This window comes from Blastomonas sp. (assembly GCF_046294995.1).
GTDB lineage: Bacteria > Pseudomonadota > Alphaproteobacteria > Sphingomonadales > Sphingomonadaceae > Blastomonas.
The window spans coordinates 66635-87148 of the sequence record NZ_JBKBOG010000014.1 but is presented as its reverse complement, the minus strand read 5'-3'; the positions used below and the strand labels follow the sequence as shown (position 1 = coordinate 87148).

Genomic DNA, 20514 nt, shown 5'->3' with positions numbered 1-20514 from the left:
GACGGCCAAGACGGACGATGAAGCGCGCGAACTGCTGCGCCTCTTCGGCTTCCCGTTCCCGATCGAGGAAACCCAGGAACAGGCGGCGGCTTAAAAGCCCACCGTCTCGCAATAGAAAGGCGAGAACTTAAGTCATGGCGAAACTGAGTTCCATCAACAAGAACGAGCGTCGCAAGAAGATGGTCAAGCAGTATGCTGGCCATTATGCGCGCCTCCGTGCGAAGGCAGAAGACACCACTCTTGACGAAACCGAGCGTCTGATCGCTCGGCTCAAGATGGCCGAACTGCCCCGCAACGCGAACCCCACGCGCGTGCGCAACCGGTGCAACACCACCGGTCGTCCTCGCGCTTATTACCGCAAGTTCGGGCTCAGCCGTATCGAGCTGCGGGATCTGGCCAACAAAGGCCTGATCCCCGGCGTTACGAAGTCCAGCTGGTAAGGATTTGAAGATATGGCAATGACCGATCCTCTGGGCGATATGCTCACCCGCATCCGCAATGGCCAGCAGGCCAAGAAGGACAGCGTGATGTCGCCCGCATCGAACCTGCGCGCTCGCGTGCTCGACGTTCTGCAGCGTGAAGGCTATATCCGCGGATATACCGAAGAGCTGCTGGGCCGTCACAAGGGCCTGCGCATCGAACTGAAGTATTTCGAGGGCCAGCCTGCGATCAAGCATGTTGCCCGCGTGTCCAAGCCTGGCCGCCGCGTCTATTCGGGTTCCAAGGAACTGCCGATCGTGCGCAACGGCCTTGGCATCACCATCGTGTCCACTCCCCGTGGTGTTCTGTCCGACGCGGAAGCGCGCGACCAGAACGTTGGCGGCGAAGTGCTGGCGGAGGTATTTTGATATGAGCCGCATTGGTAAAAAGCCGGTGGCCATTCCTGCAGGCGTTACTGCATCGATGGCCAATGGCGTCATCACGATGAAGGGCCCCAAGGGCGAGCTGACCATGCCCACCGTTCCGGACATCACCTACGAAGTGGGCGATGGCGAAGTTTCGGTGAAGCCTGCCAACAACACCCGTCGTGCCCGCTCTTTCTGGGGCATGCAGCGGACCTTGGTGCAGAACCTGGTGGTCGGTGTGACCGAAGGGTTCACCAAGACGCTGAACATCACCGGCGTCGGCTATCGTGCCAACGTGCAGGGCAGCAACCTCAAGCTGCAGCTCGGCTACAGCCATGATGTCGACTTCGCCATTCCTGATGGCATTGACATCAAGACCCCGGATCAGACCACGATCCACATTTCGGGCAGCGATCGCCAGAAGGTTGGCCAGGTTGCCGCTGAAATCCGCCGCTGGCGCAAGCCGGAGCCCTACAAGGGCAAGGGTATCAAATATGCGGGCGAGTTTATCTTCCGCAAGGAAGGGAAGAAGAAGTAAGCCATGGCGAAGCTCTCTTTATTCGATCGTCGCCGTCAGCGCGTCCGCAGCTCGCTGCGGGCACGGGCAGGTGGACGTCCCCGTCTTTCGGTGCACCGCACCGGCAAGCACATCTATGCGCAGATCATCGACGATGCCGCCGGCAAGACGCTGGCAGCAGCCTCGACGTTGACCAAGGGCAGCAAGGCATCGGGTGCAACCGTTGCCGATGCGATCGCCGTGGGCAAGCAGATCGCCGAAGCCGGCAAGCAGGCGGGTGTGACCACCGTTGTGTTCGACCGTGGCGGTTTCATTTTTCATGGCCGGGTCAAGGCCCTGGCCGATGCCGCACGCGAAGGCGGACTGGAGTTTTAAGCGATGGCTGATGAAGTGAACAACGCAGAAGCATCGGGCGCAGCCACCGACGGAGCGCCGCAGGGCGAGCGTCAGGGCCGCGGTGCCCGTGGTCGTGGCCGGGGCGGTAATGACCGCGCCGGTGGTGGAAACGATCGTGGTGGCCGTGGTCGCCGCGATGACCGCAACAAGCGCGACGAGCCCCAGGGCGACGAGCTGATCGAAAAGCTGGTGCACATCAACCGTGTGTCCAAGACCGTCAAGGGCGGCAAGCGCTTCGGCTTTGCTGCACTGGTCGTGGTCGGTGACGGCCAGGGCCGTGCCGGTTTCGGCCATGGCAAGGCGCGCGAAGTGCCCGAGGCGATCAGCAAGGCAACCGCTGCTGCCAAGAAGAAGATGATCCGCGTTCCGCTCAAGGAAGGCCGCACGCTGCACCATGACGGCACCGGCCATTTCGGTGCGGGCAAGGTGACGCTGCGCAGCGCGCCGCAGGGTACCGGCATCATCGCCGGTGGTCCGATGCGCGCCGTGTTCGAAAGCCTGGGTGTGGCCGACGTTGTGACCAAGTCCAACGGCACGTCGAACCCCTATAACATGATCCGCGCGACCTTCGAGGCGCTCGGCGAACAGACCAGCCCCAAGTCGGTGGCAGCACGTCGTGGCAAGAAGATTGCCGACCTGCTGGGCCGTGGCGGTGCCGCACCTGTCGTCGCCGAGGCTGAAGCCGCTGCGATTACGGAGTAACGCGACATGGCTACCATCAAGCTGAAGCAGACCGGATCGCCGATCCGCCGTCCTGAATCGCAGCGCAAGATCCTGATCGGCCTCGGCCTGAACAAGATGAACCGCGTCGTGGAACACACGGACACGCCCGAAATTCGCGGCATGCTCCAGAAGGTCCGCCACATGGTGACAGTGATCGACTGACACGAGATATCCGTTTCCTGACGGGGAAGCGGGTTAGGGGAGGGGAATGCTGCACATTGTGCTGGCGTTCCCCTCTCTGTTTGGACTAGGAGCACGGCTCTTGGTCACCCGGATTTGGCCCCATCAGGGGGCGGACCGGATTAGCGCGAACAAAGCGAAAGCGAGTGCACATTATGAAACTGAACGAAATCAAGGACAACGAAGGCGCTCGCAAAAGCCGGATGCGCGTCGGACGCGGCATCGGCTCGGGCAAGGGCAAGACCGGCGGACGTGGCCAGAAGGGCCAGACCAGCCGCTCGGGCGTCTCGATCAACGGATTCGAAGGCGGCCAGATGCCGCTCCACATGCGGATCCCGAAGCGCGGCTTCAACAATCCGTTCGGCAAGGACTATGACATCGTCAACCTGGGCATGATCCAGAAGTTCATCGACGCCGGCAAGTTGCCGACCGATGGCACTGTCGATCAGGCTGCCCTGCGTGCCGCCGGTCTGTCGCGTGGCGGCAAGGACGGCGTGCGCATTCTGGCCAAGGGTGAACTCACCGCCAAGGTCAGCTTTGCCGTCGCCGGCGCATCCAAGGGTGCGGTCGAGGCGATCGAAAAGCTCGGCGGCAAGGTGGACATCATTCTGCCGCGGCCCAAGTACGTAAAGCCGCCGTACGAAAAGAAAGCCTGATCAGGCCATCCGGCTTGTCAAGAACGCCCCGCCTCCCGATATGGTGAGCGCGGGGCGTCTTGCTTGAAACGCCGCAAGTCGGTATCGCTGCGGCGGGCTTGTAAAGCGCAAGCGCGAGGCGTAGCGCGCACATATGTGATTTCCGGTCGCGCGCGTCTCGATGCGCTGGCAGGCCGTATTATGGGATATTTGGTTTCATGGCATCACGGGCCGACAATCTGGCAAGCAACTTCAGCATGGCGAAATTCAGCCAGGCGACCGAACTGAAGAACCGCATCTGGTTCACCATCGGCGCGCTGATCATCTTCCGTTTGCTGAGCTACGTGCCGCTGCCCGGCGTCGATCCCACCGCTTTGGCGGCGCTTTACGAGCAGACCAAGGGCGGCGTTCTCGACATCTTCAACACCTTCTCGGGCGGTTCGCTCGAGCGCATGAGCCTGATCGCGCTTGGCGTGATGCCCTACATCACCGCGTCGATCGTGGTGCAGCTGGCGGCCTCGCTGTCGCCGCAACTCGCCGCGATCAAGAAGGAAGGCGAGTCGGGCCGCAAGAAGCTCAACCAGTACACCCGCTATGGCACCGTGTTCCTGACTGCGATGCAGGGCTATTTCATCGCCGTCGGACTCGAATCCTATGCAGGGGCCAGCGGCATCCAGGCCGTGGTCGATCCCGGCATCATGTTCCGCGTCGGCGCGGTGATCAGCCTTGTCGGCGGCACCATGTTCCTGATGTGGCTGGGTGAACAGATCACCGCGCGCGGCATCGGCAACGGCATTTCGTTGATCATCATGGCGGGCATCGTCGCCCAGATGCCGGTGTTCATCGCGCAGATGTTCGAAGGCGGCCGCACCGGTTCGATCTCGCCGTTCCTGATCGTCGGCCTGCTGGTGATGATCGTCGGCCTGGTGATCTTCATCTGCTTTATGGAGCGTGCCCAGCGCCGGGTGCTGATCCAGTACCCCAAGCGTGCCACCCAGCGCGGCGTGATGCAGGCCGATCGCAGCCACTTGCCGCTCAAGATCAACACCGCAGGCGTCATCCCGCCGATCTTCGCGTCGTCGCTGCTGCTGATGCCGCTGACGATCTCGCAGTTCGCGGGCAATTCGGCCGACCCGAATTCGACGCTCGGCACCACCCTGGTGACGCTCAACCAGTATCTCCAGCACGGCCAGCCGCTCTACATGACGCTGTATGCGCTGGGCATCATCTTCTTCTGCTTCTTCTACACCGCCGTAGTGTTCAACCCGGAAGAAACGTCCGAGAACCTCAAGAAGAATGGTGGCTTCATCCCCGGCATCCGTCCGGGCAAGAACACCGCGACCTATCTGGATTACGTGCTGACGCGCATCACCGTGGTCGGTGCAGCGTACCTCACCTTCGTGTGCGTGCTGCCCGAATATGTCATCGCGCAGACCGGCATTCCGCTGTTCTTCTTGGGCGGCACCAGCCTGTTGATCGTCGTCAACGTCACCGTCGACACGATTACCCAGATCCAGAGCCATCTGCTGGCGCACCAATATGCCGACCTGATCAAGAAGGCGAAGTTGAAGGGCCGCTTGCGCTGAGCGCTCCGTTGTCGAATATGAAGGGCCGGGGTAACTAGCCCGCAGGGGATGTATCTACCCATGAACATTATTCTTTTGGGCCCGCCAGGTGCCGGCAAGGGCACCCAGGCGCAGCGTCTGGTAGACGAGCGCGGGATGAAGCAGCTGTCGACCGGCGACATGCTGCGGGCGGCGGTCAAGGCGGGTAGCCCGATCGGCCTCAAGGCCAAGGCTGTGATGGAAGCGGGCGAACTGGTTTCGGACGAGATCGTCTCGGGCATCATCGGCGATGCCCTCGACGCGCTGGCGCCCGACACCGGCATCATCTTCGACGGCTATCCGCGCACCGCTGCGCAAGCGGAGTCGCTCGATACCATTCTCGAGACACGCGGCCGCATCTTGCACCATGTGATCGAGCTGGGAGTCAACGAGGACGCGCTGGTCGAGCGCATCACCGGCCGCTTCACCTGCGCCAATTGCGGCGAGGGCTATCACGACCGCTACAAGCTGCCCGCCAAGGAAGGCGTCTGCGACAAATGCGGATCGACCGAGTTCAAGCGGCGCCCCGACGACAACGAGGAAACGGTGCGCACCCGCATGGCCGAATATCGCGCCAAGACCGCGCCGATCCTGCCGATCTACGAAGCGCGCGGCATCGTCACCCGCGTCGACGGCATGGCCAGCATGGACACGGTCGCAGCGAACGTCGCCGGGATTCTGGACGCCTGACGTCGCAATCCTCCCCTGCAAGGGGAGGTGGCAGGCCGCAGGCCTGACGGAGGGGTATTAACGTCGGCGAGAGGGCGACACCCCTCCACCGCTTCGCGGTCCCCCTCCCCTTGCAGGGGAGGGCTTTAAGGGGCATGAACCGGCAACATCACCGGGGGACCTTCCACATGCGCACCGCTCTTGCCGTTCTGGCTCTTGCCACCGTTACCGTTACCCCCGCCCAGGCCGAGGTCACCACCCGGTCGGACAACGGCTTTGCGGTCATGCACAACGTCACGGTGGCGGTCGATCCGGATACCGCGTTCGCCATGCTGCGCACGCCTGCCAAATGGTGGGACAAGCAGCACACCTGGACCGGCAGCGCCGACAATCTGTACATGGATGCGCAGGCGGGCGGCTGCTTTTGCGAGCTGATTCCCAACGCCGCGACCACCGAGACCGGCGCACCGCAGCGCACCTTGCGGGGCAGCGTCCAGCATATGCAGATCCTCTATGTCGACCCCGGCAAGCTGCTGCGGTTGTCGGGCGCGCTGGGGCCGCTGCAGGGCGAAGCGATGGCGGGCACGATGACCGTCACGCTGGCGCCGATCAAGGGCGGCACCAGGCTGACCTTCGAATATGTCGCCGGCGGTTTCATGCGCATGGAGCAGGCCGAGATGGCATCTGCGGTTGATGGCATGATCGGCGCGCAGGCCTCGCGCCTCGCGATGGCGCTGGGCCCTCTGGTCGGCGGCGACAAGCTGCCGGCGCTCAAGGGTGATGGAGCCGCCGGGGCGATCGTGCCCGATGAGGAGCCTGCAGGGCAGGGCAGTGTCAGTGATCTGGTCACCGACCTCGAGCCCGACGCCGACACTGGTGCGCAAGAGCCGGACGACGTCCCTGACGGTGCCGCAGCGCGCGAAGCCGCATCGCCCGAAATGGCCGCTCGCAAGCCCAGGACAAAGCCGGGCACGCGGCCGATTTCCACCCGCGCCACCAGCACCAGCCCGCGCGCGGCCAAGGACGACGAAACCGGGCGTTGACGCCCTTCGCGCAGGCTTCCAGCCCTGTGCCATTTAGCACTATCGTCGCTTGTGTTTTGCGTTAGAGTTCGCCCAGAAATGCAGGCGAATCGCGAGAGTTTGCTGCTTTCGTGCCGGGTCGCGCAAACCGCAGCATCACCTCAAAGGGGGGACCCATGGCCGTTACCGATCACGTAGACTTGCCGACCTTCATGGAAGGCGTGCACAAGCGCAATCCGCACCAGCCCGAATTCTGCCAGGCCGTGCAGGAAGTCGCCGAAGACATTTTCGAGTTCATGGCGGACAAGGTCCAGTACCATGAGCAGCAGATCCTGCGGCGGATTGCCGAGCCCGATCGTGTCGTCTCGTTCCGCGTTTGCTGGGAGGACGACAACGGCAACATCCGCGTCCAGCGTGGCTGGCGCGTGCAGAACAACAACTCGATCGGTCCCTATAAGGGCGGCATCCGCTTCCACCCTTCGGTCAACGAATCGGTGCTCAAGTTCCTCGCCTTTGAACAGACCTTCAAGAATGCGCTGACCGGGCTGCCGATGGGCGGCGGCAAGGGCGGATCGAACTTCAACCCCAAGGGCAAGAGCGTGCGCGAGATCATGCGCTTCTGCCAGAGCTTCATGACCGAGCTGTATCGCCACATCGGTGCGGACATCGACGTGCCTGCCGGCGACATCGGCGTGGGCGGACGCGAGATCGGCTATATGTTCGGTCAATACAAGCGCATCACCAACCAGTTCACCGGGGTGCTCACCGGCAAGGGGCTCGAATGGGGCGGCTCGCTGATCCGCACCGAAGCGACGGGCTATGGCGCGGTGTATTTCCTCGCCAACATGCTGGCGCACAAGGGCGATGATCTGGTCGGCAAGACCGCGGTGATCTCCGGGTCGGGCAATGTCGCGACGCACGCTGCCGAGAAGATCGTGCAGATGGGCGGCAAGGTGCTCACTTTGTCCGATTCGGGCGGGTTCATCCACGATCCCGATGGCATCACCCAGGACAAGATCAACTGGGTCAAGGAGCACAAGACCCACCGTCGCGGCCGCATCGAGGATTATGTCGCCGAGTTCAAGGGCGCGACCTATCATGAGGGCAAGACCCCCTGGGGCGTTCCGTGCGACGTGGCGCTGCCCTGCGCGACGCAGAACGAGCTGCTCGGCGACGACGCGCGGATGCTGGTCAAGAACGGCTGCATCGCGGTGTCCGAAGGCGCCAACATGCCCACCGATCTCGACGGCGTGCATGTCTTCAAGGATGCCAAGATCCTCTATGCGCCGGGCAAGGCGTCCAACGCCGGCGGTGTCGCGGTCTCGGGTCTCGAAATGAGCCAGAACTCCGAACGCCGCGCCTGGAAGGAAGATGAGCTGCAGCAGATGCTCAAGGACATCATGACCGGCATCCACAACAGCTGCCTGCGCTATGGCGACCAGGGCGGCGGCTATATCGATTACGTCAAGGGCGCCAACATCGCAGGCTTCAAGAAAGTCGCCGATGCCATGCTCGCCTTTGGCGTCGTCTGACCGCCAGCGCACACATCCCGCCTGATTCAAAAGGCCGTCACCCAGCCCGGGTGGCGGCTTTTTGATTTGGTCCACATCCGACCGGGTGACGACCGCCAACGCGCAAGCAGGATTGACCTATCAGGCGCAGACATTGGCAGCCGGGGTGTCCAATGGTTGGGACATCGACCTATTCTGGTGCGCCGGCGGCGACGAGACCGCGCGCTTCAACGCCGGGCAGCAGGTCGCGACCGCGCTGGTGGCGTGGCTCAACGCCGGCGGCAAGCCCGCCAGCATGGGTCTGGATGGTGACTTCCGGCGGATCCGCACGGTGATGGTGACGCCGTATTGCATCAGCGTTTTCGTCTGCTCCACGGCACAGGCGGTCTGAACCTGGAACCGTGCCGGCGTGGCGCGCGCCAAACCGGTTGACGAGGCATGCAGTGCTGCTACGGGCGCGTTCAGCATGGCCCGATCAAGCCCCACACGCACACGCCTCGAGCGTAGCCCGGTCGACATCGGCTGGTGCGAATGCGTCGATCTTCCCGAGCTGGGGCTGGACCGCATCCGGGCCAAGATCGATACCGGGGCAGCGACCTCGTCGATTCACGCGACGCGGGTCAAGCCGCTGATGATCGACGGCCAATTGATCGTCGAGTTCTGGTTCCGTGCTCATCGCGGCGAGCCCGCGCGCAAGTATCGGGCACCCGGAGTCGAGCAGCGCCACATCAAAAGCTCGAATGGCGCGATTGAACTGCGGTATGTCATAGAAACGACGATGATCCTTGGTAGCGTGCGCTGGAAGGGGCATATGACCTTGGCCAACCGCACCACCATGACCTTCCCCATATTGATCGGACGCCGGGCCCTCAGGCGCGGCTTTCGTGTCGATTGCGCGCGCAAATGGGTGCTCGGCCAGCCCGAAGCCACCGACCGATGACCCCCTTTCCCCAAAGGATTTCCCCATGAAAATCGCCATGCTGGCGCGCAACCCCAATCTCTATTCGCATCGCAGATTGTGCGAGGCGGCGCGGGAACGCGGGCACGAGATCGAGATCCTCAACACGCTGCGGGTGACGATGAACATCACCTCGCACCGCCCCGGCGCACAATATCATGGCGAGCCAATTGGCGGCTATGACGCGGTGATCCCGCGCATCGGCGCGTCGATCACGCAATATGGCCTTGCGGTGCTGCGCCAGTTCGAGATGATGGGGGTGTGGTCGCTCAACGAAAGCGTCGCGATCGGCCGCTCGCGCGACAAGCTCCGTTCGATGCAGATATTCGCCAAGCATGGCCTGGGCCTGCCGGTCACCGCGTTCGCGCACGATCCCCGGCAGACCGATGAGGTGCTCAAGATCGTCGGCGGCGCGCCGGTCGTCATCAAGCTGCTTGAGGGTACGCAGGGCATCGGCGTGGTGTTGGGCGAAACCGAGAAGTCGGCCAAGTCGGTGATCGAGGCGTTTCGCGGGGCGAACGTCAACATCCTGGTGCAGGAGTTCATCAAGGAGGCTGATGGTAGCGACATCCGCATCTTCGTGATCGGCGGCAAGGTGGTCGCATCGATGATGCGCACCGGGGCCAAGGGGGATTTCCGCTCCAACCTGCACCGCGGCGGCAGCGCCAAGGCGATCAAGATCACCCCCGAGGAACGCTCGACCGCGGTGCGAGCGGCCAAGGTGATGGGATTGAACGTCGCAGGCGTCGACATCCTGCGGTCGAATCACGGCCCGGTGATCATGGAGGTCAACAGCTCGCCCGGGCTCGAGGGGATCGAGAACGCCACGGGCAAGAACATTGCCGGGATGATCATCGATTTCATCGAGGGCAACTTCAAGGCGGGGGCGTCGAAGACCAAGGGGCAGGGCTGAGACCTGCCCCGCGAAAGGCGCTAATCGAGCATCCGCGCGCCGAGCAGCAACAGCAGCTTTACGTCCATGCCGCATCCCTGCGCGCGCTTGTCGGCGATGAAGCTGTCAAGATCCGCCAGCGGCACGACATGGACGGTGATGTTCTCACCCTCCACACCTCCGCCGTCATGCACGCGGACGAGATCGTGTGCGCGCATCAGATGGAAGGCCTCGCTGACCATGCCGGGTGACGAATAGAACTCGCCAAGGTCTTCCATCCGCCCGGCGCGATAGCCGGTCTCTTCCTCAAGCTCGCGCGCAGCGGCCAGTTCGGGCGCCTCGCCGCTGTCGTGGTCGCCGATCAGCCCTGCGGGAAGCTCGATGCAGGGGCGGCCCAGGGGAACGCGGAACTGTTCGACCAGGATCACCGCATTATCGTGCACCGCCAGGATCACTGCAGCGCTGATGCCGCGTGCGCGCGAGACATATTCCCATTTGCCGCGCGTCTTGGCGGTGATGAACCGTCCCTGCCAGACGATCTGTTCGGGTTCGGTCATGGCTGTGTCCGTCATCCACTACCCCTCGTCATTCCCGCGAACGCGGGAATCCCGCTTTCGTGCTGGCGTCGAGCAGAAGCGGGACCCCCGCGTGCGCGGGGGTGACGACAGAAAAGCAACTGCAAAGTCGCGCCATCATCAAAGCTCGATCAGCCGGTCGGGCAATTCATTGGGGTTGTCGGTGGTCTTGGGGAAGTGCTCGGCAAGCACCTTGCCGACATCGCGGACCGCCGCAGCCATGCCTTCGCCGGGACGCCCGGCGCGCAGTTCGACGATCATGTCCGCCATTGCCTCGCCCCAGACATCGGGACTGACCTTGGCCGCGATAGCGCTGTCGGCGACGATTTCGGCGCGGTGTTCTGCCATCGAGAGGTAGATCAGCACCCCGGTCAGCCCCATCGTGCGCTTTTCGGCGCTCACCCGGAACAGGCTGATCGCGCGCGCACGCGACCGGATGCGCTTGATCGCAGGCGGGGTCAAAGCGAGCCGAATCGGCTTCCATGCGACGATCAGGTGCACCGCGGCAAATTTGACCGCAAGCAGCAGCATGATGATCGTGAGATACTCGCCGGGCGTGTAATCGTGCACCCAGCCCCCGGTGAACACGCTCAGCCAGCTCTCGAACCATGCGGGAAACGCCGCGATGCAGGCGAGCGCGAAGAACATCGCCGCCACCGCCCAATAGATCGGCGTTTCGCGATAATCATCGGACTGGCTGGCGATGACCGTGACGATCTCGCCATCGGTGTGTCTTTCTGCCGCCGCGACGGCATCGGTGACGATGCAGTGATCGTCGGCGGTTACGGTTTCAACCTTGCTCATCGTGCCTCACCAGCCTCCCGACGACCCGCCGCCGCCGAAGCCGCCGCCACCACCGCCAAAGCCTCCGCCGCCGCCAAAGCCGCCACCGCCGCCGAAACCGCCGCCGCCGCCCCCGCGTCCGTTGTTCATCATCTGCCCGAGCAGCAGTCCCCAGGTGACGACATCACCGACGCCAGACCGGCGGCCATAGCGCCGGCCCTTGCCCGCGCTGCTGAGCGCAGGAATGATGAAGAAGAACAGGATGATCGCGCCCCAGAACAGGAACAGGCCGATGCCGCCACCTCCCTTCCTGCCGCGCGCCTCCTGCTCGACCTCGGACGCGAACGCGCGGGCCTCGTCGTCGGGGAGGGTCAGCTGGGTGACGATCGCATCGGTACCGGCGGCGATCCCGCCGGGATAATCGTTGTCGCGAAAGCGCGGGAGGATGTCCTGCTGGATGATCATCGTCGTCAGCGCGTCGGTGAGGATGCCCTCCAGCCCGTAGCCGACTTCGATGCGGACCTTGCGTTCGGTGGGCGCGACGATCAGCAGCGCGCCATTGTCCTTTTCGGCATCGCCGTTGGCAGCCTGGCCGATGCCCCATTCGCGGCCCAGCTGATAGCCGTACTCCTCGATCTCGTATCCCTGCAGATCGGGCAGGGTGACGACGACCAGCTGGCGCGTCGACTGCTTCTCGAGCGCCTCGAGCCTGGCAGTCAGCGCCGCCTCCTGCGCGGGATCGAGCAGGTTGGCGTTATCGACGACGCGGCCCGTGAGATTGGGGAAAGTCTGGGCTTGGGCGGACGGGCTGGACGCTGCTGCAAGACACAGCAGCGCCAGCATCCAGCCGTGCCACAGGTGCCCGAAGGCTGTGCGTGCGATCACGTGCCGAAATCGACCTTCGGCGCTTCTTCTGCGCCTTGAGTGGTGGCCTTGAACGGCACCATCGGCTTGGCGCCGTGGATCAGGTTCGCGCCGATCGAATCGGGGAAGGTGCGGATCGTGGTGTTGTACTGGCGCACGGCCTCGTTGTAATCGCGCCGAGCTACCGCGATGCGGTTCTCGGTGCCTTCAAGCTGACCCATCAGCACGGTGAAATTCTGCTGGCTCTGCAGGGTCGGATAGGCCTCGACCACGGTACGCAGCTGGCCCAAAGCCTGGGTCAGCTGGTTCTGCGCCTGGCTGAACCTTTCGAAGGTTTCCGGATCGGACAGATCGTCGGTGGTGATGTTGATCGATGTCGCGCGCGCGCGCGCCTCGGTCACCTGGGTCAGGATCCGCTCTTCCGATGCGGCGCCCGCGCGCACCGTCGATACCAGATTGGGCACCAGATCGGCGCGCCGCTGATACTGGTTTTCGACATCGCCCCACTTCGCCTTGGCATTTTCCTCCGCCGTGGGGACCGAGTTGATGCCGCACGCAGTGAGCGCAAGCGTGGCAAATGCCAGCAAGGCATAACGGGTGATACGCATAGTCAGTGATTCCCTCTGGTTGATAACGCGTGGCCGTTATATCGTATTAAGACAGCAACTCTGCAAGACCATGTTTTACGGTTCCGGTTCGCAAAGCGCTCGACATCTCGACGTCGCTCGCGATTATAGGGCGATATTGCAACAGCAAAAGGGGGAAACACGTGTTTGCAGAGTTCAAGGCATTCATTGCGCGCGGCAACGTGCTCGATCTGGCCGTGGCCGTGATCATCGGCGCGGCTTTCGCCACGATCACGACTTCGCTGACGCAGGACATCATCATGCCGGTGGCCGGCGCGATCTTTGGCGGCGCGGATTTCTCCAGCTATTTCATCATGCTGGGTCCGGTGCCCGAAGGCTATGCCGGTTCGCTCGAAAATTATGCCGAACTCAAGGAGGCGGGCGTCGCGCTGCTCGGCTATGGCCAGTTCATCACCGTGGTGATCAATTTCCTGATCCTGGCGTTCATCATCTTCCTGATCGTGCGGCAGGCGAACCGGCTGTTCAAGAAGCCCGACGAACCCGGCGCTCCGTCCGGCCCCAGCGAGGTCGAACTGCTCGCCGAGATCCGCGATCTGCTGAAGAAGTAGGTTGAAATCTCCCCTCCCGCAGGCGGAGCCGCTATATGCCTCTCCCTTGATGGGAGAGGCAGCGAGACTTGGTGGCTTTGCTTGCCTGTCGCAGCGGTGAGGGTGATGGTGCGGCTGGATGCCATCGGTACACATTTGCACCGTCAGCCCGATCCGGAGAGATCACCCCCACCCAACCCTCCCCCATCGAGGGGGAGGGCTTTAAGCCCCTCTCGCAGGCGGAAGGGGAGAGGGGCAGAGCTTTTCTCTCCCCACTCACTTCCCATTCATCATTCCATCGCTATATACATCCCTGCCGGCTTGTCCGGCTATGACGATAAACTGCGGCGTGCAATAGGCACAGCGGACCCGGGGGCGGTACCCGGCGGCTCCACCATAATCTTCGTTTAACGGGGGGATCCCCGTGAAACCGGGGCTTTTGATGGGGCCGAACTAGGATCGACGTGTGTTGAAAGACGTTGTTTTCGTCCGGGCTGAGTAACCCGTTAAAGGCTCAAACACGATAAGTGCCAATGACAATGACGCACTCGCCCTCGCTGCATAATTCAGCGGCCTAACGGCCAAGAGTTATCTAGCAAGAGCGCGGTTGAACCCACCGGGCAACAGAAGCGGAGTTCAGCGGTTTGGAGAGCACCGGGCAACAGAAGCTCTCCACTTTCCCCCTCAGAAGATGGCGTCACTCAGGCCCATAGGCCTTTTGGTAGTCGACCGCGTCGAGCATCTTGGCGCCGGCCATGAACACCGCACCGGTGCACGCGGCAAACAGCAGCCAGCCGCCATAGCCGGGATACTGGTCCAGATATGCCTTGCCGCGTTCGCAGGCACCCAGCGCCAGTGCATAGGTGATCAAAAACACCTCGAACTTGGTCTTGATCAGGAACAGGCGCCGTATTTTTTCGAACATCGACATATCCCCGCAAGCCCCGTGCCAAGGGCGGTTTCCTGCGGGATAGTATGGTTGAGATTGGGTTAACGTGTAAAGCCTGCCGACAGATTATCGGGCAAGCTCGGCCAGATCGAGCGCATCGAGCAGCGCGCTGCGTGCCGCCTGGACGGTGGCGGCAAATCCGGGCTCGGCAAGATCGGACGGCGCGATACGTTCGGGCCATTGGGCCGCAATCACCCGTTCGATTATGTCGAGCTTTCCCGGTGTCGCGATGAAGCGCGGGTCGACCGTGGCAGGATCGGCGACGACGCGCAGACGCAGGCACGCAGGCCCGCCGCCATTGGCCATCGACTGGCGGACATCGACCGGCACCAGCCGCCGGATCGGGCCGTTGCCCGCGACCATCGCCTCGAGCCACTGCCACACCGCCGGCACCTCCTGCGATTCGCTGGGCAGAACCAGGGCGTGGCCGCCTTCAGGCAGGGTAACGAGCTGCGCGTTGAACAGATAGCTCTTGATCGCATCGGCCAGCGACACCGCGCTGGCGGGCACTTCGACGATCTGCACCGCCGGAAATGCCGCGCGGATCGCGGCATGGCTGCCCGCGCGATCCTCGAACGCCTGTTCGTGCGTGAACAGCACGGTCTCGTTGGCGACCGCCACGACATCGTTATGGAAGGCACCGGCGGCGATCGCGGTCTCGCTCTGCTGGATGAACAGCGTCCGGTCCGCCGCCAGGCCGTGCCGCCGCGCAATCGCCTTGCCCGCCTCGACATGCTGGCGCGCGGGGAAGGGGCCGCCTGTTTTGCCATAGACGAAAATCTCGACGCCGGTGCCATCATGGCCATCGCACAGCCGCATATGGTTTGCAGCGCCCTCGTCGCCAAACGGGGCCGGGACAGGTCCGTGCACCGCGAAATGCTGTTCGTCGGCAAAGGCGAGGCGAAGCTGCGCCAGCGTTCCGGTCCATTCATGGCTGCGGTGCGGCATCGTGACCAGATTGGCGACCGTCAGGTGGCAGCGGCCATCGGCGGTATCGGGGGCGGGGGAGACGGTCGCAGCGTTGGCGGCCCACATCGAGGACGCAGAATAGGCGGCGGCACGGATGTGCGGCTCGGCGGTCGCAAGGTCGCAGCCCAGGCTCTCGAGCCAGCCGTTATTGGGCCGGTCGAGCGGCAGAAAGAAGCCCTGCGCCAGCCCGAGCGCGATGTTGGCACGCATCTTGGCCACCCCCTGCAGCGCCGCCGCCCGCGGCGCGCTGACCGCGCCTGCGTTGCTCGCCGAGGCGATATTGCCCAGGCTCAGCCCCGCGTAATTGTGGCTGGGGCCGATGATCCCGTCGAAGTTGATTTCGGTCAGCATTGGGTCTTTCCGTTTCTTCCCTCTCCCCTCCGAGGGTGAGGGTTGCGCAGACTTGGGCACGCATGTGCCCTAGTCGGAGCTGGGAGAGGGGGCAGCGACGCTGGCGTTCGTGCGCCCCGCCCCATCACCCTCATCCAACTGCGCCTAGGCGGCTTCGCCGCCAAGGCTTCGTATCCTTCTCCCTCAAGGGGAGAAGGTTTGGCGTCACATCACCGCTCGATCCATCGCACCGCATCGCCCGGCGCTATTCCCAGCAGCCCCGCTGCCTTGGGGTCGATCGCGATGCTGTCGCCCTGATCCGCGACATGGCCGTAAGCGCAGCGGAAGTCCGCCAGCCGGCCCGATGCCACCAGCGACAGCGTGCCGCCATCGGCGACGGCGCCCAGCACTGCATCGCGCGAGTTGCGGATCGAGTGGACCTGGTCGGTGCGCGCGGTCATCGTCGGGCCGCCATCGAAGATGTCGACATAGTTCTCATACGCAAAACCCTCGTTCTCGAGCATCCGCATCGCGGCCCTGCCGCTGACATTGGGGCGTCCCAGCACATGCCGTGCGGCATCTGAGAGCATCGCGACATAGACCGGGTGCTTGGGCATCAGATCGGCGATGAACTGGTTGCCGTGCAGCGCGTTGAAGGTGTCTGCCTCGTCGAAGCTCATCCCGAAAAAGCGCCCGGCGATGCTGTCCCAGAACGGCGAATCGCCCGCCTCGTCGATCACCCCGCGCAGTTCGGCGAGGATGCGGTCGGTAAAGCGCGCGCGGTGCATCGCGATGAACAGATAGCGGCTGCGCGCCAGCAGCATGCCGAGGCCGCCGGCCCGCTCGCCGGGGTGCAGAAACAGCCCGCCAACTTCGCATGATCCCTCAAGATCGGTCACCAGGCTGAGGATTTCGGCGCGGAAGGTCTGGGCGAGTTCGGCGCTGTGCTGCGAAAGCGTGCTCAGCCGATAGGAGTAGAACGGAAATTTCTGCCCCACCCGGGTGAGCAATTGGCAGGTGCCACGAATCTCGCCGGTCTCGGTGTTTTCCAGCACCAGCACGAACAGTTCATCTTCGACGCTGTCCGCATCGCGCGCGAAGGCGGTCGCCGAGCGCTCGATCTTGGATTCGAGCGATTTGCGGTCGGCAGGCAGGTTGGTGAACCCGCCGCCGGTCAGCTTGGCCATCTCGTAGATCGGCTGCAGATCGTCGGGCGTCGCCGCCCGGATGACAAAACTCATAACCCCCCTTTTTCGGCAAGCCGCAACATGGTGAGCGCCGACAGTCGCGCCCTTTCGGCGAGGCTGTCGGTGATCAGGAATTCTTCGGCGCTGTGGATCGCGCCGCCGCGCACGCCCATGGTGTCGACCACGGGCACGCCGCAGGCCGCGATGTTGTTGCCATCGCACACCCCGCCGGTGCCGCGCCAGCCGATCTCAAGCCCGAGCGCCGCGCCGCAATCCTTGACCAGCCCGAACAGCTTTGCGGCGCCCGCATCGATCGGCTTGGGCGGGCGGCCGAAGCTGCCATGCGCATGGACCGAGACATCGTGCGCGCGCGCGACGGTTTCGCAGAGCCGATTGAGTTCATCATCGGCAAAGGCCTGCATCTCAAGGCTTTGCGGGCGGAAGTTGACGCGCAGGATCGCGTGGTCGGGGACGACGTTGTTGGCGCTGCCGCCATCGATCTTCGCCGGATTGACCGACAGTCCGTCGCGGGTCAGCGCCTTTAGCCGCACCGCAAGGTCGCTTGCTGCGACCAGCGCATTGCGCCCGTCCTGCGGATTGCGCCCGGCATGCGCCGAGCGACCGGTGACGATGACCGAGAAATTGCCCGATCCGCCGCGCTCTCCGGCAAGCGTGCCATCGGGCAGCGCAGGCTCATAGGTCAGCGCGGCGACTTTGCCGGCTGCTAGGCGCGCGATTAGCGCGCCGGAGGACCCTGAGCCGACTTCCTCGTCGGAGTTGATCATCACGTCGTAGCCGATGCTTGCGGCGAGCGGCGATCGCTCGACCGCCTTGAGCGCCGCCAGCATCACCGCGATCCCGCCCTTCATGTCGGCGACGCCCGGGCCGTTCAGCACCCCGGGCTCGAGCCAGGTCAGGCTCTGGAAGGCGCTGTCGGCGGGAAACACCGTGTCCATATGCCCGGTCAGCAGCAGCCGCAGCGGGGCATCGGGCCGCACCGAGACGACCAGATGCTGGCCACGCTGGATGGTATCGATGCTGCCATCAACGCGCACCGCATCGACCGGCACGGGATCGACCAGCCGCACCTCGCCGGGCAGCACAGCAAACGCGTCGGCGAGCAGCTGCGCAGTCTGCGCGAGGCCCGCAAGATTGCCCGATCCGCTGTTGATCGCCGCCCACTGCTCGACCTGGCGCAGCATCGCGGACTGGTCGATGGGTTCGAGCGCATCGCGTTCGGATGCGCTCAGGCTGGCAAGGCTCGTCGTCATCCGCCATGCCATAGCCCGGTTGGTCGCACGCCGCCACCCGTTGCGGGCAAAGCGGATTTACTTTGGCGCCTTGCCTTGCCATAGCCGGTGCTTCATTCCTCCCCGGAAATACTCTGACTTTCCCTGCGCGTTGCGCGCGGGGAGATCGTATCAAGCAAAGAGGACCGGGAATGAGCGATACTATCCAGACCAACGGCATCAGCATCGATTCTGCGCTGCACGGCTTCATCACCGATTCGGTGCTGGCCCCGCTGGCGCTCGACGCCGACCGCTTCTGGGCGGATTTCGCCGCGCTGCTCGAGCGGTTCGTGCCGGTAAACCGCGATCTTCTCGCCAAGCGCGAGGAGCTTCAGGCCAAGATCGACGACTGGCACCGGGTGCGCAGGGGCCAGCCGATGAACGCGATGGAATACCGCACCTTCCTCTATGACATCGGCTATCTGGTGACCGAGCCGCAGCCGTTCGCGATCGGCACCACCAACGTCGATCCCGAAATCGCGACGATGGCGGGCCCGCAGCTGGTCGTGCCCTCGCTCAACGACCGCTTCGTGCTCAACGCCGCCAATGCACGCTGGGGCAGCCTGTACGACGCCTATTACGGCACCGACGCGCTCGATGCGGCCCCGGCGCAGCCCGGCGGCTATGACGCGGTGCGCGGCGCGGCGGTGGTCAAGGCGGCCAAGGCGTTTCTTGACGAGGCGGTTCCCCTTGCCGAGGGAAGCTGGGCGGATGTGACAGGCTTCGAGCTGTCACCTGACACACCAACCCAACTCCGCCTGTCCCGAGCGAAGTCGAGGGACGTAGAGGGAACGGTTGAGGAGGGTCCCTCGACGACGCTCGGGACAAACGGGAGTTTTGCAGGGTTCAAGGGGGAGGCGTCATCGCCGAGCGCGCTGTTGTTCGCCCACAACGGCCTGCATATCGAGATCGTCATCGATCCCTTGCACCCGATCGGCAAGGACGACCCCGCCGGGATCGCCGACGTGCTGCTCGAAGCCGCGCTGACCACCATCGTCGACATGGAAGATTCGGTCGCTGCGGTCGATGCCGAGGACAAGGTCACCGCCTATACCAACTGGCTGGGGCTGATGCGCGGAGACCTGGAAGCCAGCTTCCCCAAAGGCGGCAAGACGCTGACCCGGTCGTTGGAAGCAGACCGCGAATATACCGCGCCCGATGGCACCGCATTCACCCTGCCGGGCCGCAGCGTGCTGTTCGTGCGCAATGTCGGCCATCTGATGACAAACCCGGCGGTACTGCTCGCCGATGGATCCGAAGCGCCCGAGGGCATTCTCGATGCGGTATTCACCAGCGCGATCGGCTGCCACGACATCAAGGGGTTGGGCCGGTTCCGCAACAGCCGCGCCGGATCGATCTACATCGTCAAGCCCAAGATGCACGGGCCCGAAGAGTGCGCCTTCACCAACGACCTGTTCGATGCGGTCGAGGACATGCTCGGCCTTGCGCGCTACACGATCAAGGTCGGCGTGATGGACGAGGAGCGTCGGACATCGGCCAACCTCGCCGCGTGCATCCATGCGGTGCGCAACCGCATCGTCTTCATCAACACCGGCTTTCTGGATCGCACCGGCGACGAGATCCACACCTCGATGCAGGCAGGCCCGATGGTCCGCAAGGGCGACATGAAGACCTCGGACTGGATCAAGTCCTACGAGGCGCGCAATGTCGGGATCGGCCTTAAATGCGGGCTCGATGGCAAGGCGCAGATCGGCAAGGGCATGTGGGCGGCGCCTGACATGATGGCCGACATGATGGAACAGAAGATCGGCCATCCGCTGACCGGCGCCAACACCGCCTGGGTGCCATCGCCCACCGCCGCGACGCTGCACGCGATGCACTATCACAAGGTCGATGTGTTTGCCCGCCGTGCCGAGATCGCCGCGCAGCCGGTGCCCAACCTTGATCCGCTGCTCAGCATTCCGCTCGCCGCCGGCCAGAACTGGTCGCCCGAAGACATCCGCGCCGAGCTCGACAACAATGCGCAGGGGATCCTGGGCTATGTCGTGCGCTGGGTCGATCAGGGCATCGGCTGCTCCAAGGTGCCCGACATCCACGATGTTGGCCTGATGGAAGACCGCGCGACGCTGCGCATCTCATCCCAGGCGCTCGCCAACTGGCTGCTCCACGGCGTGTGCACGGCAGAGGAAGTCGATGCGGCGCTGCTGCGGATGGCGGCCAAGGTCGATGCGCAGAACGCGGGCGACCCGCTCTACCGGGCAATGGCGAGCGATCCCGAAGGCTCGATCGCGTTTCAGGCGGCGCGTGATCTGGTTTTCAAGGGGGTTGAACAGCCCAGTGGTTACACCGAGCCTCTGCTGCATGCGTATCGGCAGAAGGTGAAGGCGGGCTAGGGTTCATTTATTCGCAATCTGTTCTCCGGAGAAAGCCGGAGTCCAGGGGCGGTCTTGGCGCAACCTGGCTCCTGGGCTCCGGCTTTCG

24 protein-coding genes, 1 other RNA gene and 1 pseudogene are annotated in these 20514 nt (G+C 63.9%); 18 read left to right on the top strand and 8 right to left on the bottom strand.

Annotated elements, in window-relative coordinates; translation table 11 throughout:
* From ACK4R0_RS13910 to rimK, 15 genes and pseudogenes are all read left to right on the top strand, one after another.
* Window positions 1-94, top strand: a pseudogene (locus ACK4R0_RS13910) (50S ribosomal protein L5); the annotation flags it as partial.
* A gap of 40 nt (window positions 95-134) precedes the next feature.
* On the top strand, window positions 135-440 hold the full coding sequence (gene rpsN, locus ACK4R0_RS13905; RefSeq protein WP_409675066.1) for a 30S ribosomal protein S14: 306 nt from the start codon (window positions 135-137) through the stop codon (window positions 438-440).
* A gap of 12 nt (window positions 441-452) precedes the next feature.
* Window positions 453-848 (top strand): 30S ribosomal protein S8, encoded by a 396-nt coding sequence (gene rpsH, locus ACK4R0_RS13900; protein WP_409675063.1) that lies wholly within the window; start codon window positions 453-455, stop codon window positions 846-848.
* Window position 849: 1 nt separating this feature from the next.
* The gene (rplF, locus tag ACK4R0_RS13895; protein ID WP_409675060.1) at window positions 850-1383 is read left to right on the top strand and encodes a 50S ribosomal protein L6; all 534 of its coding nucleotides are present in this window, start codon (window positions 850-852) and stop codon (window positions 1381-1383) included.
* Window positions 1384-1386: 3 nt separating this feature from the next.
* On the top strand, window positions 1387-1737 hold the full coding sequence (gene rplR, locus ACK4R0_RS13890; protein WP_409675057.1) for a 50S ribosomal protein L18: 351 nt from the start codon (window positions 1387-1389) through the stop codon (window positions 1735-1737).
* Between the two features lie 3 nt (window positions 1738-1740).
* Window positions 1741-2460 carry a 30S ribosomal protein S5 gene (gene rpsE, locus ACK4R0_RS13885; RefSeq protein WP_409675054.1) on the top strand — a complete coding sequence of 240 codons (720 nt, stop codon included), beginning with the start codon at window positions 1741-1743 and terminating at the stop codon, window positions 2458-2460.
* A 6-nt stretch (window positions 2461-2466) separates the two neighbouring features.
* The gene (rpmD, locus tag ACK4R0_RS13880; protein WP_409675051.1) at window positions 2467-2643 is read left to right on the top strand and encodes a 50S ribosomal protein L30; all 177 of its coding nucleotides are present in this window, start codon (window positions 2467-2469) and stop codon (window positions 2641-2643) included.
* A 173-nt stretch (window positions 2644-2816) separates the two neighbouring features.
* A complete protein-coding gene (gene rplO, locus ACK4R0_RS13875; protein WP_409675048.1) occupies window positions 2817-3317 on the top strand; it encodes a 50S ribosomal protein L15 in 501 nt (166 codons plus the stop codon).
* A gap of 197 nt (window positions 3318-3514) precedes the next feature.
* Window positions 3515-4882 carry a preprotein translocase subunit SecY gene (secY, locus tag ACK4R0_RS13870; protein ID WP_409675045.1) on the top strand — a complete coding sequence of 456 codons (1368 nt, stop codon included), beginning with the start codon at window positions 3515-3517 and terminating at the stop codon, window positions 4880-4882.
* A 60-nt stretch (window positions 4883-4942) separates the two neighbouring features.
* On the top strand, window positions 4943-5590 hold the full coding sequence (locus ACK4R0_RS13865) for an adenylate kinase (protein ID WP_409675042.1): 648 nt from the start codon (window positions 4943-4945) through the stop codon (window positions 5588-5590).
* 167 nt (window positions 5591-5757) lie between these two features.
* Window positions 5758-6612 carry a hypothetical protein gene (locus ACK4R0_RS13860; RefSeq protein WP_409675039.1) on the top strand — a complete coding sequence of 285 codons (855 nt, stop codon included), beginning with the start codon at window positions 5758-5760 and terminating at the stop codon, window positions 6610-6612.
* 155 nt (window positions 6613-6767) lie between these two features.
* Window positions 6768-8123, top strand: a complete 1356-nt coding sequence (gene gdhA / locus ACK4R0_RS13855) for an NADP-specific glutamate dehydrogenase (protein ID WP_409675037.1) — start codon at window positions 6768-6770, stop codon at window positions 8121-8123.
* A gap of 61 nt (window positions 8124-8184) precedes the next feature.
* The gene (locus ACK4R0_RS13850) at window positions 8185-8493 is read left to right on the top strand and encodes a hypothetical protein (protein ID WP_409675034.1); all 309 of its coding nucleotides are present in this window, start codon (window positions 8185-8187) and stop codon (window positions 8491-8493) included.
* Window positions 8494-8568: 75 nt separating this feature from the next.
* Window positions 8569-9042, top strand: coding sequence for an ATP-dependent zinc protease (locus ACK4R0_RS13845; protein ID WP_409675031.1), 474 nt, complete (start codon window positions 8569-8571; stop codon window positions 9040-9042).
* Between the two features lie 25 nt (window positions 9043-9067).
* Window positions 9068-9973, top strand: coding sequence for a 30S ribosomal protein S6--L-glutamate ligase (rimK, locus tag ACK4R0_RS13840; protein WP_409675028.1), 906 nt, complete (start codon window positions 9068-9070; stop codon window positions 9971-9973).
* Between the two features lie 20 nt (window positions 9974-9993).
* On the opposite strand, the gene ACK4R0_RS13835 is transcribed toward rimK, so the two are convergent.
* The 4 genes from ACK4R0_RS13835 to ACK4R0_RS13820 form a co-directional block, all read right to left on the bottom strand.
* The gene (locus ACK4R0_RS13835; RefSeq protein WP_409675025.1) at window positions 9994-10524 is read right to left on the bottom strand and encodes an NUDIX hydrolase; all 531 of its coding nucleotides are present in this window, start codon (window positions 10522-10524) and stop codon (window positions 9994-9996) included.
* 123 nt (window positions 10525-10647) lie between these two features.
* Window positions 10648-11331, bottom strand: coding sequence for a TPM domain-containing protein (locus ACK4R0_RS13830; RefSeq protein WP_409675022.1), 684 nt, complete (start codon window positions 11329-11331; stop codon window positions 10648-10650).
* Between the two features lie 6 nt (window positions 11332-11337).
* Entirely contained in the window at window positions 11338-12153 is an 816-nt protein-coding gene (locus ACK4R0_RS13825) for a TPM domain-containing protein (protein WP_409675072.1), read from the bottom strand.
* A gap of 38 nt (window positions 12154-12191) precedes the next feature.
* Window positions 12192-12782 carry a LemA family protein gene (locus ACK4R0_RS13820; protein ID WP_409675019.1) on the bottom strand — a complete coding sequence of 197 codons (591 nt, stop codon included), beginning with the start codon at window positions 12780-12782 and terminating at the stop codon, window positions 12192-12194.
* A 161-nt stretch (window positions 12783-12943) separates the two neighbouring features.
* Between ACK4R0_RS13820 and mscL the strand changes: the two genes are divergently transcribed.
* Together mscL and ssrA are read left to right on the top strand one after the other, a co-directional pair.
* Complete coding sequence (gene mscL, locus ACK4R0_RS13815; RefSeq protein WP_409675016.1) at window positions 12944-13369, top strand: large conductance mechanosensitive channel protein MscL; 426 nt, start codon at window positions 12944-12946, stop codon at window positions 13367-13369.
* Window positions 13370-13624: 255 nt separating this feature from the next.
* Window positions 13625-14025, top strand: a transfer-messenger RNA (tmRNA) gene (gene ssrA, locus ACK4R0_RS13810).
* Between the two features lie 20 nt (window positions 14026-14045).
* Here the strand turns inward: ssrA and ACK4R0_RS13805 are convergent.
* The 4 genes from ACK4R0_RS13805 to ACK4R0_RS13790 all read right to left on the bottom strand — a co-directional run bounded on the left by ACK4R0_RS13805 (window position 14046) and on the right by ACK4R0_RS13790 (window position 18054).
* Window positions 14046-14273: a hypothetical protein gene (locus ACK4R0_RS13805; RefSeq protein WP_409675013.1), complete on the bottom strand. Its 228-nt coding sequence runs from the start codon at window positions 14271-14273 to the stop codon at window positions 14046-14048.
* 90 nt (window positions 14274-14363) lie between these two features.
* A complete protein-coding gene (locus ACK4R0_RS13800) occupies window positions 14364-15617 on the bottom strand; it encodes an N-succinylarginine dihydrolase (RefSeq protein WP_409675010.1) in 1254 nt (417 codons plus the stop codon).
* A 209-nt stretch (window positions 15618-15826) separates the two neighbouring features.
* Entirely contained in the window at window positions 15827-16837 is a 1011-nt protein-coding gene (locus tag ACK4R0_RS13795) for an arginine N-succinyltransferase (protein WP_409675007.1), read from the bottom strand.
* Window positions 16834-18054, bottom strand: a complete 1221-nt coding sequence (locus ACK4R0_RS13790; protein ID WP_409675004.1) for a hydrolase — start codon at window positions 18052-18054, stop codon at window positions 16834-16836. Before ACK4R0_RS13790 ends, ACK4R0_RS13795 begins: the two co-directional genes overlap by 4 nt.
* A 170-nt stretch (window positions 18055-18224) precedes the next feature.
* Here ACK4R0_RS13790 and ACK4R0_RS13785 point away from each other — a divergent pair, with 170 nt between their 5' ends.
* Window positions 18225-20426: a malate synthase G gene (locus tag ACK4R0_RS13785; RefSeq protein WP_409675001.1), complete on the top strand. Its 2202-nt coding sequence runs from the start codon at window positions 18225-18227 to the stop codon at window positions 20424-20426.
* Window positions 20427-20514 lie beyond the last annotated feature (88 nt).